The organism is Streptomyces sp. NPDC016640 (assembly GCF_043076215.1).
Lineage (GTDB): Bacteria > Actinomycetota > Actinomycetes > Streptomycetales > Streptomycetaceae > Streptomyces.
In genome coordinates this window covers 278,117-292,899 of the sequence record NZ_JBIBRG010000004.1, presented here as the reverse complement: position 1 = coordinate 292,899, position 14,783 = coordinate 278,117, and the positions used below count along the sequence as shown (strand labels likewise).

General features: G+C 72.9%; 16 protein-coding genes. 4 read left to right on the top strand and 12 right to left on the bottom strand.

What is annotated here, in order from left to right; genetic code table 11:
• Positions 1-30: 30 nt before the first annotated feature.
• The 8 genes from ACF07S_RS11095 to ACF07S_RS11060 all read right to left on the bottom strand — a co-directional run bounded on the left by ACF07S_RS11095 (position 31) and on the right by ACF07S_RS11060 (position 7,309).
• The gene (locus tag ACF07S_RS11095) at positions 31-1,746 is read right to left on the bottom strand and encodes a protein kinase (RefSeq protein ID WP_391964133.1); all 1,716 of its coding nucleotides are present in this window, start codon (positions 1,744-1,746) and stop codon (positions 31-33) included.
• Positions 1,747-1,792: 46 nt separating this feature from the next.
• Positions 1,793-2,029 (bottom strand): helix-turn-helix domain-containing protein, encoded by a 237-nt coding sequence (locus ACF07S_RS11090; RefSeq protein WP_391964134.1) that lies wholly within the window; start codon positions 2,027-2,029, stop codon positions 1,793-1,795.
• Entirely contained in the window at positions 2,029-2,526 is a 498-nt protein-coding gene (locus ACF07S_RS11085; RefSeq protein ID WP_391964135.1) for a DUF2975 domain-containing protein, read from the bottom strand. The genes ACF07S_RS11090 and ACF07S_RS11085 overlap by 1 nt, the downstream gene beginning before the upstream one ends.
• 79 nt (positions 2,527-2,605) lie before the next feature.
• Positions 2,606-3,937: a DUF6986 family protein gene (locus ACF07S_RS11080; RefSeq protein WP_391974042.1), complete on the bottom strand. Its 1,332-nt coding sequence runs from the start codon at positions 3,935-3,937 to the stop codon at positions 2,606-2,608.
• 270 nt (positions 3,938-4,207) lie between these two features.
• The gene (locus ACF07S_RS11075; protein ID WP_391964137.1) at positions 4,208-5,170 is read right to left on the bottom strand and encodes an electron transfer flavoprotein subunit alpha/FixB family protein; all 963 of its coding nucleotides are present in this window, start codon (positions 5,168-5,170) and stop codon (positions 4,208-4,210) included.
• A gap of 55 nt (positions 5,171-5,225) precedes the next feature.
• Entirely contained in the window at positions 5,226-6,014 is a 789-nt protein-coding gene (locus ACF07S_RS11070) for an electron transfer flavoprotein subunit beta/FixA family protein (RefSeq protein WP_391964138.1), read from the bottom strand.
• 217 nt (positions 6,015-6,231) lie between these two features.
• Positions 6,232-6,741 carry a flavin reductase family protein gene (locus ACF07S_RS11065; protein WP_391964139.1) on the bottom strand — a complete coding sequence of 170 codons (510 nt, stop codon included), beginning with the start codon at positions 6,739-6,741 and terminating at the stop codon, positions 6,232-6,234.
• Between the two features lie 211 nt (positions 6,742-6,952).
• Complete coding sequence (locus tag ACF07S_RS11060; RefSeq protein WP_391964140.1) at positions 6,953-7,309, bottom strand: TlpA family protein disulfide reductase; 357 nt, start codon at positions 7,307-7,309, stop codon at positions 6,953-6,955.
• 239 nt (positions 7,310-7,548) lie between these two features.
• Between ACF07S_RS11060 and ACF07S_RS11055 the strand changes: the two genes are divergently transcribed.
• Positions 7,549-8,277 carry a lysophospholipid acyltransferase family protein gene (locus ACF07S_RS11055; RefSeq protein ID WP_391964141.1) on the top strand — a complete coding sequence of 243 codons (729 nt, stop codon included), beginning with the start codon at positions 7,549-7,551 and terminating at the stop codon, positions 8,275-8,277.
• 257 nt (positions 8,278-8,534) lie between these two features.
• On the opposite strand, the gene ACF07S_RS11050 is transcribed toward ACF07S_RS11055, so the two are convergent.
• From ACF07S_RS11050 to ACF07S_RS11040, 3 genes are read right to left on the bottom strand one after another with little or no spacing between them, the layout of a single operon-like run.
• A complete protein-coding gene (locus ACF07S_RS11050) occupies positions 8,535-9,605 on the bottom strand; it encodes a threonine aldolase family protein (protein ID WP_391974111.1) in 1,071 nt (356 codons plus the stop codon).
• Positions 9,602-10,348 (bottom strand): SDR family NAD(P)-dependent oxidoreductase, encoded by a 747-nt coding sequence (locus tag ACF07S_RS11045; RefSeq protein WP_391964142.1) that lies wholly within the window; start codon positions 10,346-10,348, stop codon positions 9,602-9,604. Before ACF07S_RS11045 ends, ACF07S_RS11050 begins: the two co-directional genes overlap by 4 nt.
• 38 nt (positions 10,349-10,386) lie before the next feature.
• Entirely contained in the window at positions 10,387-11,784 is a 1,398-nt protein-coding gene (locus ACF07S_RS11040; protein WP_391964143.1) for a DUF6421 family protein, read from the bottom strand.
• A 253-nt stretch (positions 11,785-12,037) separates the two neighbouring features.
• Between ACF07S_RS11040 and ACF07S_RS11035 the strand changes: the two genes are divergently transcribed.
• Complete coding sequence (locus ACF07S_RS11035; RefSeq protein WP_391964144.1) at positions 12,038-12,721, top strand: glycerophosphodiester phosphodiesterase; 684 nt, start codon at positions 12,038-12,040, stop codon at positions 12,719-12,721.
• Here ACF07S_RS11035 and ACF07S_RS11030 read toward each other — a convergent pair.
• A complete protein-coding gene (locus ACF07S_RS11030; protein ID WP_391964145.1) occupies positions 12,711-13,286 on the bottom strand; it encodes a GNAT family N-acetyltransferase in 576 nt (191 codons plus the stop codon). The two genes, ACF07S_RS11035 and ACF07S_RS11030, sit on opposite strands and share 11 nt — an antisense overlap.
• Positions 13,287-13,369: 83 nt before the next feature.
• On the opposite strand from ACF07S_RS11030, the gene ACF07S_RS11025 reads away from it, so the two are divergent.
• Both ACF07S_RS11025 and ACF07S_RS11020 read left to right on the top strand, forming a co-directional pair.
• Entirely contained in the window at positions 13,370-13,768 is a 399-nt protein-coding gene (locus tag ACF07S_RS11025; protein ID WP_391964146.1) for a VOC family protein, read from the top strand.
• A gap of 122 nt (positions 13,769-13,890) precedes the next feature.
• Positions 13,891-14,655: a VOC family protein gene (locus tag ACF07S_RS11020; protein WP_391974041.1), complete on the top strand. Its 765-nt coding sequence runs from the start codon at positions 13,891-13,893 to the stop codon at positions 14,653-14,655.
• Positions 14,656-14,783: the final 128 nt, after the last annotated feature.

Here is a 14,783-nt window from a genome sequence, read left to right as displayed (position 1 = left end):
TCCGTCCGCCGGGGCGGCGCCGGTGTCCGCTCAGCAGTGCGGGAGTCCGGGCACCGGGGCGTCGTTGGCGCCGCCCGCGATGTAGACGTCACTGACCCACACACCGGCGTTGCCGCTGTCGTCGTCGGTGCGGGCCCACCAGACATTGGTCCACTCCCCGTGGGTCTCGCGGCGGCCCAGGTCCTGCTGGCAGTAGAAGTAGTTGGTGCCCGCGTTGAGGATGCCGGCCTCGGTGCCGGAGGCGGTGTAGGACGCGGCGGTGCGCCAGACCCGGCAGTTGTACTTGCCGTCGCCGATGGCGTGGCAGACCGGCGCCTCGGTGGTCGCGCCGCCGTCACCCCCCGGCGCACCCCTGTCGGCACCGCCGTCGCCGGAGGCGCCGCTGTCCGGGGTCCTGCCCGCGCGGCTCGCCTCGGGACCGTCGCCGGGGGCGTCGGCGCCCCCTTCTTCCGCGCCGGGCCGGTCCGGCGCGGACGCGCTCCCCCCGGGATCGGGCCCGGGACTCGTGCCGCGGCCGGTGTCCGGGTCGCCGGAGGGCGCGGGGGAGGCCGGGGCGTCGCCACGGGTGCCGCCGGTCCGGGCGTCCGTCCGGGTGCCGTCCGAGGAGTCGAGTGCGGCGACCGCGACCCCGGCCGCGGCGAGCACGACGGTGACGGCCACGGCGGCGAGCAGCGCGCGCCCCTTGCGGCGGGAGCCCGTGGCCGCGCCCATGGGACCGGTGGGGGTGGAACCCGCCTCGGGGACCGGGTCCGCGGCGGGCCCTTCCGCCTCCGGCGTGGCCGGCGGCCGCGGTGGCCCGAAGCCCGGGGGCACCGCCGGGACGCCGCGTTCCGTCCCGGTGCGGCCGGGTGGGGGCACGGGCCGGCGCAGCGTGGTCGTCGGGGTGTCCACGCCGGTGGCGACGGCCTCCAGGAGTGCGCGCGCCTGCGCGGCCTCCGGGCGGGACTCGGGCCGCTTGTCCAGCAGCTGCCCGAGGACCGGTGCGAGCGGTCCGGCCCGGCGGGACTCGGGGAGGGGCTCGGAGACGATCGCGGTGAGGGTGGAGAACGCCGACGTGCGGCGGAAGGGCGAGGCGCCCTCCACGGCCGCGTAGAGCGTGGCGCCCAGCGCCCAGACGTCGGAGGCCGGTCCCGGTACGGCGCCCTGGGCGCGCTCGGGGGCCAGGTAGTCGAGGGAGCCGACGATCTCACCGCTCCGGGTGAGATGGGTCGCCGAGCCGTCGCCGGGGTCCTCCATGGTGGCGATGCCGAAGTCGGTGAGGACGATCCGGCCGGACCGGTCGAGGAGGATGTTGCCGGGCTTCACATCGCGGTGCAGCACCCCGGCCCGGTGCGCGGCGGCCAGCGCGTCCATCACCTCGGCGCCGATCCCGGCGGCCTCCCGGGGATCGAGGGTGCCGCGGTCGCGGAGCACGTCGTCCAGGGACGGGCCGTCGACGAGCTCCATGACGATCAGCGGGCGGCCGTCCACCTCGGTGATGTCGTGCACGGCGATGACGCCGGGGTGGCGCACCCTGGCCGCCGCGCGCGCCTCGCGCTGCATCCGCAGTCCGAGGTCGGCCAGTTCGGGAGCGGCGGCGTCGGTGTAGGTGCGCAGTTCCTTGACCGCCACCTCGCGGCCCAGGACTTCGTCCACCGCCTTCCAGACCACGCCCATGCCGCCGCGCCCGAGCTGCGCGGCGATCCGGTAACGGCCGGCCAGCAGCCGACCGGTCCCGTCCCCCTGTCCGTACTCCCCCGTCGACACCGTTGCCCCGTTCCTGTGACACCACCGACCGTGCGTGGCGTACAGCCTAAGGGGCGCGGGTGACAGGTTCGGGCGTCTCCTCCGGCTCCCAGCGCAGCAGGTCCCCCGGCTGGCACTCGAGCACGTCGCAGAGCGCGGCGAGGGTCGTGAAGCGCACCGCCTTGGCGCGGCCGTTCTTCAGCACCGCCAGGTTGGCCGGTGTGATCCCGACCCGCTCGGCGAGTTCGCCCACGGACATCTTCCGCTTGGCCAGCATCACGTCGATGTCGACGGCGATCGGCATCAGATCACCTCGGCCAGTTCGGCCCGCATCCGCGTCGCCTCGACGTCCCGGGCGACGGCCTGCGCCAGCAGCATCCGCAGGACGAGGACGACGAGGGCGATCCCGAGGACGGCCAGGCCCACCCCGCCCAGCAGGAGTACGACGCCCGGGGCGACGGCCTCGCCCGGTGCCAGCAGCACTCCGAGCGCGAACACCAGCAGGGCGGCGGCGACGAACGCGCCGATGACGATGTGCACGTAGCGGAAGGCGGCGTGGGAGAAGACGGTGCCGCGCCGCACCATCGTCACCAGGCGCCAGACGCAGACCAGGACGGTCTGGGCGGCCAGTACCACGAGGACCACGATGAGCAGGAACGGGGCCCGCAGAGAGGAGTGGGCGGCGTCCAGCCCGTCGAGGTCGCGCGCCAGCAGCGGCACCATCAGCACCTGCACTCCCAGGGAACCCGCCAGCAACGCCACGATCACGGCGCGCAGCGCCAGTACGGTCAGCTGTCCCATCGCCCCTCCTTCACCCGATCCACGATGGAAATCTATCGAAATTCGATAGGGGAAGGCAAGTGGGCGGAGTGCGCCCGGCCTACTGCGCGGGGGCCGCCGGGCCGCCGCGCCGGGGCGAGGCGAGGCTCTCCAGGTCGGCGCGGGCCAGTCCGCTCGCCCGGGACACCTCGGCGGCGTCCAGGGCGCCGCAGTCCAGACCGCGCAGCAGGTGGCCGGCGAGGGCCCTGGCGGTGGCGGGTTCGTCCATGACGTCGCCGCCGGCCCGGCCGGCGTACCGGACGAGGCGGGCACAGGCCTGCTCGAAGCCCTCGCGGTAGAAGGCGAAGACGGCGGCGTAGCGGGTGGGGAGGTGACCGGGATGCATGTCCCAGCCCTGGTAGTAGGCGCGGGCGAGGGCCCTGCGGGTGAGGCCGTAGTGCAGGCGCCAGGCGTCGTGCACCCGCTCGGCCGGACCGACAGGCAGCACATTGGTCGAGCCGTCCGAGACGCGGACGCCGGTGCCCGCGGCGGCGACCTGCATGACGGCCTTGGCGTGATCGGCGGCCGGGTGGTCGCTCGCCTGGTAGGCGGCGGAGACGCCGAGGCAGGCGCTGTAGTCGAAGGTGCCGTAGTGCAGTCCGGTGGCGCGGCCCTCGGCGGCCTGGATCATGCGGGCGACGGTGGCGGTGCCGTCGGCGGCGAGGATGGCCTGGCTGGTCTCGATCTGGATCTCGAAGCCGATCCGGCCGGGCTCGAGGCCGCGCGCCTCCTCGAAGGCGCCGAGGAGCCGGCCCATGGCGCCGACCTGCTCGGGACAGGTGACCTTGGGCAGGGTCAGGACCAGCCCGCGGGGCAGACCGCCGGCCTCCAGCAGACCGGTGAGGAAGATGTCGAGGGTGCGGATGCCCCGGTCGCGCACGGCGGCCTCCAGGCACTTCATGCGGATGCCCGCGTACGGGGCCGCGCCGCCTCCCCCGCCTTCCGGCCGGGAGGTGCCCCCGGCGTGCGCCGCGGCGATCAGCCGTGCCGCGCGGGCCGCGGCCTCGTCCTCCTCGGCGTCGGGACGGTTGCCGTAGCCGTCCTCGAAGTCGACGCGCAGGTCCTCCACCGGCTCGCGCTCCAGCTTGGCGCGGACACGGTCGTACACGTCCTCGGCCAGGGCGGCGTCCAGCCCGAGCACTGCGGCGAAGGCGTCGGCGGTCGGGGCGTGTTCCTCGAGCGCGGCGAGCGCCCGGTCGCCCCAGACGCGGACGGTGTCGGCGGCGAAGGCGTCGCCGGGGACGTAGACGGTGTGGACGGGCTGACGGGTGCCGGGGTCTCCGGGGTAGCGGCGCTCCAGCTCCGCGTCGACCGGCGCGAGGGAGGCGCTGATCTCCTCGCTGACGGCGCCCGAGAGAGTCGTCGCCACCCGTTCCCGTTGCCCCTGGGCCATTCCACACCCTCCTAGGCTTCCGCGATACGGAATCAACAATTCGTAGAATGAAGTTATCGGGCGGCCTTCCCGCCGGTCAACACCGTCTCACGGGACATCCGGCCCCGGTGGGACCGCGGAGCGCGCCCGCCACCGCCGCCGCCCCGCGCCCTCCCGTACAGCACTCGTCCGGGAGTCCTCACCGGCGGACGACGGGCGCCCGCGTGACGCACCGGGCCCCCGCGGCCGAAGTGGTCGCGGGGGCCCGGTCACGGTGTGGACCTGCAGGGATCAGCCCTTGCGGGTCTTGATCTCCTCCGTCAGCTGCGGCACGACGTCGAACAGGTCGCCGACGACGCCGTAGTCGACCAGCTCGAAGATCGGGGCCTCGGCGTCCTTGTTGATCGCCACGATGGTCTTCGAGGTCTGCATGCCGGCCCGGTGCTGGATCGCGCCGGAGATGCCGGAGGCGATGTACAGCTGCGGCGAGACCGACTTGCCGGTCTGGCCGACCTGGTTGGTGTGCGGGTACCAGCCGGCGTCGACGGCGGCGCGCGAGGCGCCGACGGCCGCGCCGAGCGAGTCGGCGAGCGACTCGATGAGCCCGAAGTTCTCCGCGCCGTTCACACCGCGGCCGCCGGAGACCACGATCGCGGCCTCGGTCAGCTCCGGACGCCCCGTCGACTCGCGCGGCGTACGGCCGGTGATCTTGGTGCCGGTCGCGGCGGCGGAGAAGGTCACCGACAGGGCCTCGACGGCGCCGGCGGCCGGAGCGGCCTCCACGGTCGCGCTGTTGGGCTTGACCGTGATGACCGGGGTGCCCTTGGAGACGCGGGACTTGGTGGTGTAGGAGGCGGCGAACACCGACTGGGTGGCCACCGGACCGGAGTCACCGGCCTCCAGGTCGACGGCGTCGGTGATGACGCCCGAGCCGAGGCGCAGCGCCAGACGGGCGGCGATCTCCTTGCCCTCGGTGGAGGACGGGACCAGCACGGCGGCCGGGGAGACGGCCTCGTGGGCGGCCTGGAGGGCGTCGACCTTCGGGACGACCAGGTAGTCGGCGTACTCGGCGGCCTCGTGGGTGAGGACCTTCACCGCGCCGTGCTCGGCCAGCGTGGCGGCGGTGTCACCGGCGCCGTTGCCCAGCGCGACGGCGACCGGCTCGCCGATGCGGCGGGCCAGCGTCAGCAGCTCCAGGGTCGGCTTGCGGACGGCGCCGTCCACGTGATCGACGTAGACGAGAACTTCAGCCATGGGACTTCTTCTCTCCTGCTTGCGAGATGTGAGGGGCGGTCGGCGGATCCGGGGTTCAGATGAACTTCTGACCCGCGAGGAACTCGGCGAGCTGCTTGCCGCCCTCGCCCTCGTCCTTGACGATCGTGCCGGCGGTACGGGCCGGGCGCTCGGTCGCGGCGTCGACCGTGGTGTAGGAGCCCTCCAGGCCGACCTCCTCCGCCTCCAGGCCGAGGTCGGACAGGTCCCAGGACTGAACCGGCTTCTTCTTGGCCGCCATGATGCCCTTGAACGACGGGTAACGCGCCTCGCCCGACTGGTCGGTGACCGACACGACCGCCGGCAGGGACGCCTCGAGCCGCTCCGTGGCGGAGTCGCCGTCGCGGCGGCCCCTGACCGTGCCCTCCTCGACGGAGACCTCGGACAGCAGCGTCACCTGCGGCACGCCCAGGCGCTCCGCGAGCAGCGCCGGCACGACGCCCATGGTGCCGTCGGTGGAGGCCATGCCGGAGATCACCAGGTCGTAGCCGGCCTTCTCGATCGCCTTCGCCAGGACCAGGGAGGTGCCGATGGCGTCGGTGCCGTGCAGGTCGTCGTCCTCGACGTGGATCGCCTTGTCCGCGCCCATGGACAGCGCCTTGCGCAGGGCGTCCTTGGCGTCCTCGGGACCCACCGTCAGCACGGTGATCTCCACGTCGTCGTCGGAGTTCTCCGAGATCTGCAGCGCCTGCTCGACCGCGTACTCGTCCAGTTCGGAGAGCAGACCGTCCACGTCGTCCCGGTCGACGGTCAGGTCATCGGCGAAGTGCCGGTCGCCAGTGGCGTCGGGCACGTACTTCACGGTGACAACGATCCTCAAGCTCACGCCGGCTCTCCTACTGCATCGTCATTTCTGGCTGCCTGCCTCCAGGCAGCATAGGCGCCTGAAGCAGGCGGTCCCGGTCGGGGCGGCCCACGCTCCGACCGAAATATTACTCGTCAGTACACCTAGTTCCTTCCCGCTGAGCAAGCGCTTTGAACTGTGACCTTCGCAACGCAGCGTAACCGGAACTCGACGGCTCCGCGAAGGGGACGAACCCCGCTCAGTCGCGCAGGGCGCTGAAGCGTCCCTGGTGGTAGACGAGGGGACGGCCGTGACCGGTGGGGTCGCCGAGCAGGACCTCGGCGACCACGATCCGGTGGTCACCGGCGGGCACCCGCGCCACCACCTCGCACACCATCCAGGCCGGCACGCCGTCCAGCACGGGGACCCCCTCGGGCCCCTCCCGCCAGGCGGTGGCCGGACCGAAGCGGTCGGCGCCGCTGCGCGCGAAGGTCGCCGCCAGCTCCCGCTGGTGCTCCCCGAGCACATGCACACCCACATGGCCGCCCGTCGCGATCGCGGGCCAGCTGGAGCTCCCGGTGCCGACCGCGAAGGACAGCATCGGGGGCTCGGCGGAGACGGAGGCGAGCGAGGTGGCGGTGAAGCCGACGGGCCCTCCGCCGCCACGCGCGGTGATCACCGCGACCCCCGCCGCGTGCCTGCGGAAGACGGAGCGCAACAGGTCGGGTGAGGCGGCCCGGGCGGTGCCGGGGCCGGACGCGGCCGTCATGGAACCGTCCTTCCGCGGGGGGTGGCGAACGGGCTCGCGGCTGCTCACCGGCCCGGTCCGCGCACGCGCGCGGCGGCGGTCCCGGCGCGGCCGGGTGCCCGCCGGGGACGAGGAGGTTCCGAAAGCATGCGGTCAGGCTGACGACGGACGGCCCGCGCAGTCAAGTCGTTCCCGTGCTGCGGGAGGTACCTCACCACGGTCCCGGCGCACTTCACACGGCCTCCCCGAGCGCGGCGATCACATCGGCCCTGCGCGGCTGTCCGGTCGCGCGCCGTACGATCCGGCCGGCCGCGTCGAGGACCAGCACCGTCGGGGTCCGTACGATGTCCAGCCGCCGTACGAGGTCCAGGTGGGCCTCGGCGTCGATCTCCACGTGGGCCACGCCCGGGACCAGTGCGGCCACCTCGGCCAGCACCCCGCGGGTCGCCCGGCAGGGCGCGCAGAAGGCGCTGGAGAACTGCACGAGGGTGGCGCGCTCTCCCAGTTCGGCCCCCAGCCCGGCCCACGGTTCCCCCGCCCCGAGCCGTTCCCCGTCGTCCCGACCGCGCACGCGCCACTCTCCCGCCATGGATTCCGCTGTCGACCGCTTCCAGCGTTCCCGGGCCGACGGACATTCCCGTCGCCCGTGCGAAGCCCGTGGCGGGCCGGGAACGGACGTGACAAGAATCTCGCCGCCGACGGGTGCCGGGACTGGTTCACCGGCCGTTCTTCGGGCACCATCTGCGACAAGCCGTAAACCTACGGCTGCGTAACTTCGACTGGGAGACTCCCCTTCCCAGGCAGAGAAGGAAGGGTGCCAACCCGCCCATGGCAGAAATTGTCTACCGTCCCGTCGTCGGTTTCGCCCGCACCCTGTTCAAGGTCTGGGACCTCAAGATCGACTGCCAGGGTTCGGAGAACATCCCGCGCTCGGGCGGCGCCGTGCTGGTGAGCAACCACATCAGTTACCTGGACTTCGTCTTCAACGGCCTGGCGGCGCTCCCGCAGAAGCGCCTGGTGCGTTTCATGGCGAAGGAGTCGGTCTTCCGGCACCGGGTCTCCGGCCCGCTGATGCGCGGCATGAAGCACATCCCGGTGGACCGCACGCAGGGCGAGGCGGCCTACGAGCACGCGCTGCGGTCGCTGCGGTCCGGAGAGATCGTGGGCGTCTTCCCGGAGGCGACGATCTCGCAGTCGTTCACGCTCAAGAGCTTCAAGTCGGGCGCCGCGCGCCTGGCGCAGGATGCGGGCGTGCCGCTGATCCCGATGGCGGTGTGGGGCACGCAGCGGCTGTGGACCAAGGGCCGGCCGCGCAACTTCGGGCGCAGCCACACCCCGGTCACCATCCGGGTCGGCGAGGCGATCGAGGCATCCAGGGACAAGTACGCGGGTGCGATCACCCGGCAGCTGCGCGAACGGGTGCAGGAACTGCTCGAGGCCGCGCAGCGCGCCTACCCGGTGCGGCCCAAGGACCAGGACGACACGTGGTGGATGCCGGCCCACCTCGGCGGCACGGCCCCGACCCCGGAGCAGGTCCGCGAGGCCGAGGCCCGCTGACACGCGGCGCACCGCGCTGTCGACGGGGTCCCGCGCACCGGGGACCGGCGTCCCGCCGGCCGGTTCCGTCCGGTCGGCCGCGTTGCGCGGCGAGGGACGCGGCGCCGGATCGAGGCGGTGGCGGCCCCGGCCGTACCGGGCGCGGGGCGGCCGGATCGCCGAACCCCGCGCCCGTGCCGCGGGGCCCGGGGGGCGCCGGCTGCGGCCGATCGGGGGGTCACACCTTCACGGCCGGCCGCACCTGCGTGCGGGACGCGCTAGCGGGCCATCTCCTCCTTGAGCGCCGCCACGAACGCGTCCACGTCGTCCTCGGTGGTGTCGAAGGCGCACATCCAGCGGACGTCCCCCACGGCCTCGTCCCAGAAGTAGAACCGGAACCGCTTCTGCAGGCGTTCGCCCACGTCGTGCGGCAGCCGTGCGAAGACCGCGTTGGCCTGCACCGGATGGAGGATCTCCACACCGTGCACGGCGCGCACGCCCTCGGCCAGGCGCTGGGCCATCTCGTTGGCGTGCCGGGCGTTGCGCAGCCACAGGTCCCGGGCCAGCAGTGCCTCCAGCTGCACGGAGACGAAGCGCATCTTGGACGCGAGCTGCATGGACAGCTTGCGCAGGTGCTTCATGTGGCGGACGGCGTCCTGGTTCAGCACGACGACCGCCTCGCCGAACAGCGCGCCGTTCTTGGTGCCGCCCAGGGAGAGGATGTCCACCCCGGCCGCGTTGGTGAAGGTGCGCATCGGCACGTTCAGCGTGGCGGCGGCGTTGGCCAGCCGCGAGCCGTCGACGTGCACCTTCATGCCGTGCGCGTGGGCGTGCTCGCAGATCGCGCGGATCTCCTCCGGGGTGTAGACCGTGCCCAGCTCGGTGGCCTGGGCCAGGGAGACCACCTGCGGCATCGCCCGGTGCTCGTCCTCCCAGCCGTAGGCCTGGCGGTCGATCAGCTCGGGGGTGAGCTTGCCGTCCGGGGTGGGCACGGTGAGCAGTTTGATCCCGGCGACCCGCTCCGGCGCCCCGCCCTCGTCCACGTTGATGTGGGCGCTCTCGGCGCAGATCACCGCGCCCCAGCGGTCGGTGACCGCCTGGAGCGCGACGACGTTGGCGCCGGTGCCGTTGAAGACCGGGAAGGCCTCGGCGGTGGGGCCGAAGTGGCTGCGGACGACCTGCTGGAGGTTCTCCGTGTACGCGTCCTCGCCGTACGCGGTCTGGTGCCCGCCGTTGGCCAGGGCCAGGGCGGCGAGGACCTCCGGGTGGGCGCCCGCGTAGTTGTCGCTGGCGAAACCGCGGACGTCCGGGTCGTGATGACGACGCGCGTCGGTCCTCGGCGGGTTCACGGCTTCTCGGTCAGCCACAGACGGTTTCCGTTCACTTCCGCGGCGGGCTCGTCCCAGACGCCGGCGATGGCCTCGGCGAGGTCCTTGACGTCCGTGAAGCCCGCGAACTTCGCGTTGGGGCGCTCGGCGCGCATCGCGTCGTGCACCAACGCCTTCACCACCAGGATCGCAGCCGCCGACGTCGGCCCCTGCTCGCCCCCGGCCTTGCGGAAGTAGTCGGCCATGGCGAGGGTCCACGCCTCGGCGGCGGCCTTGGCGGCGGAGTACGCCGCGTTGCCCGCGGTGGGCCTGCTGGCACCGGCCGCGCTGATGAGGACGTAGCGGCCGCGGTCGCTGCGCTGGAGCGCCTCGTGGAAGGCGAGGGAGGTGTGCTGCACGGTGCGCACCAGCAGCAGCTCCAGCAGGTCCCAGTCGTCCAGGTTGGTCTTGGTGAAGGTCTCGCTGCCGCGCCAGCCGCCGACGAGGTGGACCAGACCGTCGATGCGGCCGAACTCCTTCTCGGTGCGGGCGGCCCACTCGCGGGTGGAGTTCAGGTCGAGCAGGTCGACCGTGTCACCGGTGACGGTGGCGCCGCCGTGGGCGTAGCGCGCCGCGTCCACGGCCTCGGCCAGCCGTACCGGGTCGTTGTCGGAGCCGACCACGGTCGCTCCCGCCTCGGCCAGCCTGAGGAGCGCCGCCCGTCCCGCGGGTCCCCCCGCGCCGGCCACCGCGATCACCGCACCCTCGAGCGCCCCGTTCCCCATGGTCCTCGCCTCCTGAGCAGTTGTGGACTCGCGATCGCTCACGCGGCGACCCGCCCGGCACCGTCCGCCGTGATGCCCTCGGCGGAGGCGATCACGTGCTTCAGCTTCTTGGACAGTGCCTCATAGAACATGCTCAGCGGAAACTCGTCCGGAAGCACGTCATCGACGAGTCTGCGCGGCGGCTGCGTCAGGTCCAGCGCCTCGGGGCCCTTGGCCCACTTGGAGCCCGGGTGCGGGGAGAGGTAGGCGGACACCAGCTCGTAGCCGGCGAACCAGTGGACGAGCTTGGGGCGGTCGATGCCGTCCCGGTACAGCGTCTCGATCTCGGCGCACAGCCGGTTGGTGACCTGCGGGGCGCGCTCCCAGTCGATGGAGAGCCTGTTGTCGGTCCAGCGGACGACGTCGTGCTTGTGCAGGTAGGCGAAGAGCAGCTGGCCGCCGAGGCCGTCGTAGTTGCGGACCCGCTCACCGGTGACCGGGAAGCGGAACATCCGGTCGAAGAGCACCGCGACCTGCACGTCACGGGCCTGCGGGACACCGTCGCCGGCGAGTTTCACGGCCTCCTTGAAGGCGGTGAGGTCGCAGCGCAGCTCCTCCAGGCCGTACATCCAGAACGGCTGGCGCTGCTTGATCATGAATGGGTCGAAGGGCAGGTCGCCGTGGCTGTGGGTGCGGTCGTGGACCATGTCCCAGAGCACGAAGGCCTCCTCGCAGCGCTTCTGGTCGTGCACCATCGCGGCGACGTCCTCGGGCAGTTCCAGGCCCAGGATGTCGACGGCGGCCTCGGTGACCCGGCGGAAGCGGGCGGCCTCGCGGTCGCAGAAGATGCCGCCCCAGGTGAAGCGCTCGGGGGCCTCGCGCACGGCGACGGTCTCGGGGAAGAGCACCGCGGAGTTGGTGTCGTAGCCGGCGGTGAAGTCCTCGAAGGTGATGCCGCAGAACATCGGGTTGTCGTAGCGGGTGCGCTCCAGCTCGGCCAGCCACTGGGGCCACACCATGCGCAGCACGACCGCCTCCAGGTTGCGGTCGGGGTTGCCGTTCTGCGTGTACATCGGGAAGACGACCAGGTGCTGCAGGCCGTGCTCACGGCGCGCGGCCGGCTGGAAGGCCAGCAGCGAGTCGAGGAAGTCGGGCACCTCGAAGCCGCCCCCGGCCCAGCGGGCCAGGTCCTCGGCCAGCGCCTCGTGGTAGGCACGGTCGTGGGGCAGCAGCGGGGACAGCGTCCTCACGGCCCCGGTCACCTCCCGCACCGCGCGCTCGGCGTCGGCCCGCGACGGGGCGCCCTCGGCGTCGAAGTCGATCGACCCGTCCTTGGACTGCCAGGGCCTGATCCGCTCCACGGCATCCTTGAGCACGGGCCATGCCGGGTGCTCCACCACCCTGCCTACCGAAGGAACCTGTTCCTCCGCACCCACCTGCACAAGAATTTCCGTCATGTCCCATCCTCTACAGGAGAACCTCGCGTAAGAGGACCGTATACATACGAGGTTTCTCCCAGCAAGTAACACCTCGGGAAATTATCCTGCCCCACCCCCACCTTCACCGCGTTTTTTCCTGTGGAACACCCATTGGGGCGACACCGCACACGATCGGGGTTCAGCCTCTGGACGGCGCGGGCACAGGCGATACGGTCCAGGAGGGCCATGGGGACACGGTCCCCCGCCGCCGTCGACGGAAGCGAGTCGCGTCTTGAACTTCCTCACCATCGGTCACCGCGGAGTCATGGGTGTCGCTCCCGAGAACACCCTCCGGTCCTTCACCGCCGCCCAGGAGGCGGGCCTCGACGTCATCGAACTGGATCTGCACCTGAGCAAGGACGGCGCGCTCGTCGTCATGCACGACGCGGATGTGGACCGCACCACGGACGGCACGGGCGCCGTCGCCGACAAGACCCTCGCCGAACTGCGCGCCCTGGACGCCGGGAACGGCGAGCGCGTCCCCGTCTTCGAGGAGGTCCTGGACGCCGTCCGGACCCCGCTCCAGGCCGAGATCAAGGACGTGCGCGCGGCCCGCGCGCTGGCCGGGGTGATGAACGGACGGAACCTGGCCGGCCGGGTCGAGGTCTCCTCGTTCCACGACGAGGCGATCACCGAGATCGCCCGGCTGGTGCCCGGGGTGCGCACGGCACTGATCGCCGGCCGCTACGACAACGGCGTCGTGCAGCGGGCGGTCGCGGCCGGCGCCTCGACCGTCTGCCTCGACATCCGCCGGCTCACCCTGGAGATCGTGGAGCAGGCCCGGAAGGCGGATCTGGCGGTCGTCGGCTGGGTGGTCAACACCCAGGACCACCTCAGACTGGTCCGGGCACTGGGACTGGACGGAGCGACCACCGACTACCCGGAGATCAAGCGCACCGGCCGCTTCACCGCGTGACGGGCGCGTCCCCGTGCGTGGGACCGGTCAGCTCCTTGACCAGCAGCTCGAACTGCAGATCGGCGCGCTGCGGAATGCCGAAACGCTCGTCGCCGTACGGGAACGGCGTCATCCGTCCCGTCCGTCGGTAACCGCGCCGCTCGTACCAGGCGATCAGGTCCTCCCGCACGGAGATCACCGTCATGTGCATCTCGCTCACGCCCCAGGTCTCCCTGGCCCGGCGCTCCGCCTCCGCGATGATCGTCCTGCCGAGTCCGGCACCCTGGAGCTCGGGGCTGACCGCGAACATCCCGAAGTAGGCGTACGCGCCGCGGTGTTCGAGCTGGCAGCAGGCGACGATGCGGCCCTGGCGCTCCACCGTGATCAGCCGGCTGCCGGGCGACTCGACGACCTCCAGCACCCCCTCCGGGTCGGTCCGCTGCCCCTGGAGGATGTCCGCCTCGGTGGTCCACCCGGTCCGGCTGGACTCCCCCCGGTACGCCGACTCGATCAACGCGACGAGGGCGCCCACATCGGCGCCGGTGGCATCGCGGAAGGTCAGTGCGGTGTCGGTGGCGGATTCCATGGGCACGTCTCCGATGTCGTCTGCGGCGCGTTCCGGCGTGGCCGGGCCGGAACGAGACTAACCCGGCCGCTACCCTCGGCCGCATGGTGCATGTACTGGGCAGCCGCATCCTGCTCCGCCCCACCGACCCCGACCGCTCCCGCGCCTTCTACGGCGAGCAGCTGGGCCTGGCCGTCCACCGCGAGTTCGGCACCGGCCCGGAGCGCGGCACCGTCTACTTCCTCGGCGGCGGGTTCCTGGAGCTGTCGGGCCGCTCGGCGGACCCCGCCGCGGTGTCCCCGGCGGTACGGCTGTGGCTCCAGGTCGAGGACATCACGGCGGCGCACGGGGAACTGGCCGCCAAGGGGGTCGGCGTCGTCCGTCCTCCGGTGCGGGAGCCCTGGGGGCTGGTCGAGATGTGGATCGCGGACCCGGACGGCACACCGATCGTGCTGGTCGAGATTCCCGCCGACCACCCCCTGCGGTACCGGCCGGGGATCTGAGGACCGGTTCCCCGCCGGATGGACGGGGCCGGGGGCCGGGCTTAGCGTGCGGAGGGGGGCCGGCCGCACCCGGTGGCTCCGGGTTGTCCGCGGCCGGAGTGCCCCACGGCGGAGGGAACGCCATGGAACTGTCCGCGCCGGTGACCGGAGGGCCCTGCTGGGCCGAGCTGGGGACCACCGATCCGGAGTCCGCGCAGCGGTTCTACACGCGGCTGTTCGGCTGGCGCCCCGAGACGGATCCGCGCCCCGGGGCGGGCGGCTACACGGTCGCCCGCCTCGGGGACGCGGCGGTCGCGGCGCTGACGCCGCTGTACGAGGAGTCGCAGCCGGTCGCCTGGAACGTGTCGTTCGCGGTGACCGACGCCGAGGCCACCCTGCGTGAGGTGGCCGCCGCGGGCGGGCAGACGCTGCTCGGTCCGACGGAGGTGTTCGACATGGGCCGCTTCGCGGTGGCCGCCGATCCCACCGGTGCCGTCTTCCAGCTGTGGCAGGCGGCCGCCTTCCCCGGCGCCGGGGTGTTCAACGCGCCCGGGTCACTGGGCTGGGTGGAGCTGCTGACCCGCGCGCCGCGGCAGGCCGTGTCCTTCTACACCGCCGTGTTCGGCTGGAGCGTGACCGCCTCCGGGCGCTACCCCCAGTGGGGCGTCGGCGGCGCGGACTTCGGCGGCATGGTGACGATGGACGACAGGTTCCCCCACGAGGTGCCGGCGCACTGGCTGCCGTACTTCGCCGTCGGCGACGTGGACGCCGCCGCGGCGACCGCGACAGGGGCGCGGGGCACGGTGCTGATGGAGCCCGTCTCGCACCCGGAGCGCCCGCGCATCGCGGTGCTCCGCGATCCGCAGGGGGCGATGTTCGGCGTGTACCGGGCGGCGGACGAGGCGTGAGCGCGCTGCGGGCGGGGCGGCCCCCCGGGCCCGCCCCCCCCCCCCCCCCCCCCCCCGGCCGCGGCCCCCCCCCGCCGGCACCCCCGCCACGCGCCCCACTAGGCCCCGAGCCCGGGGGGGGACACCCC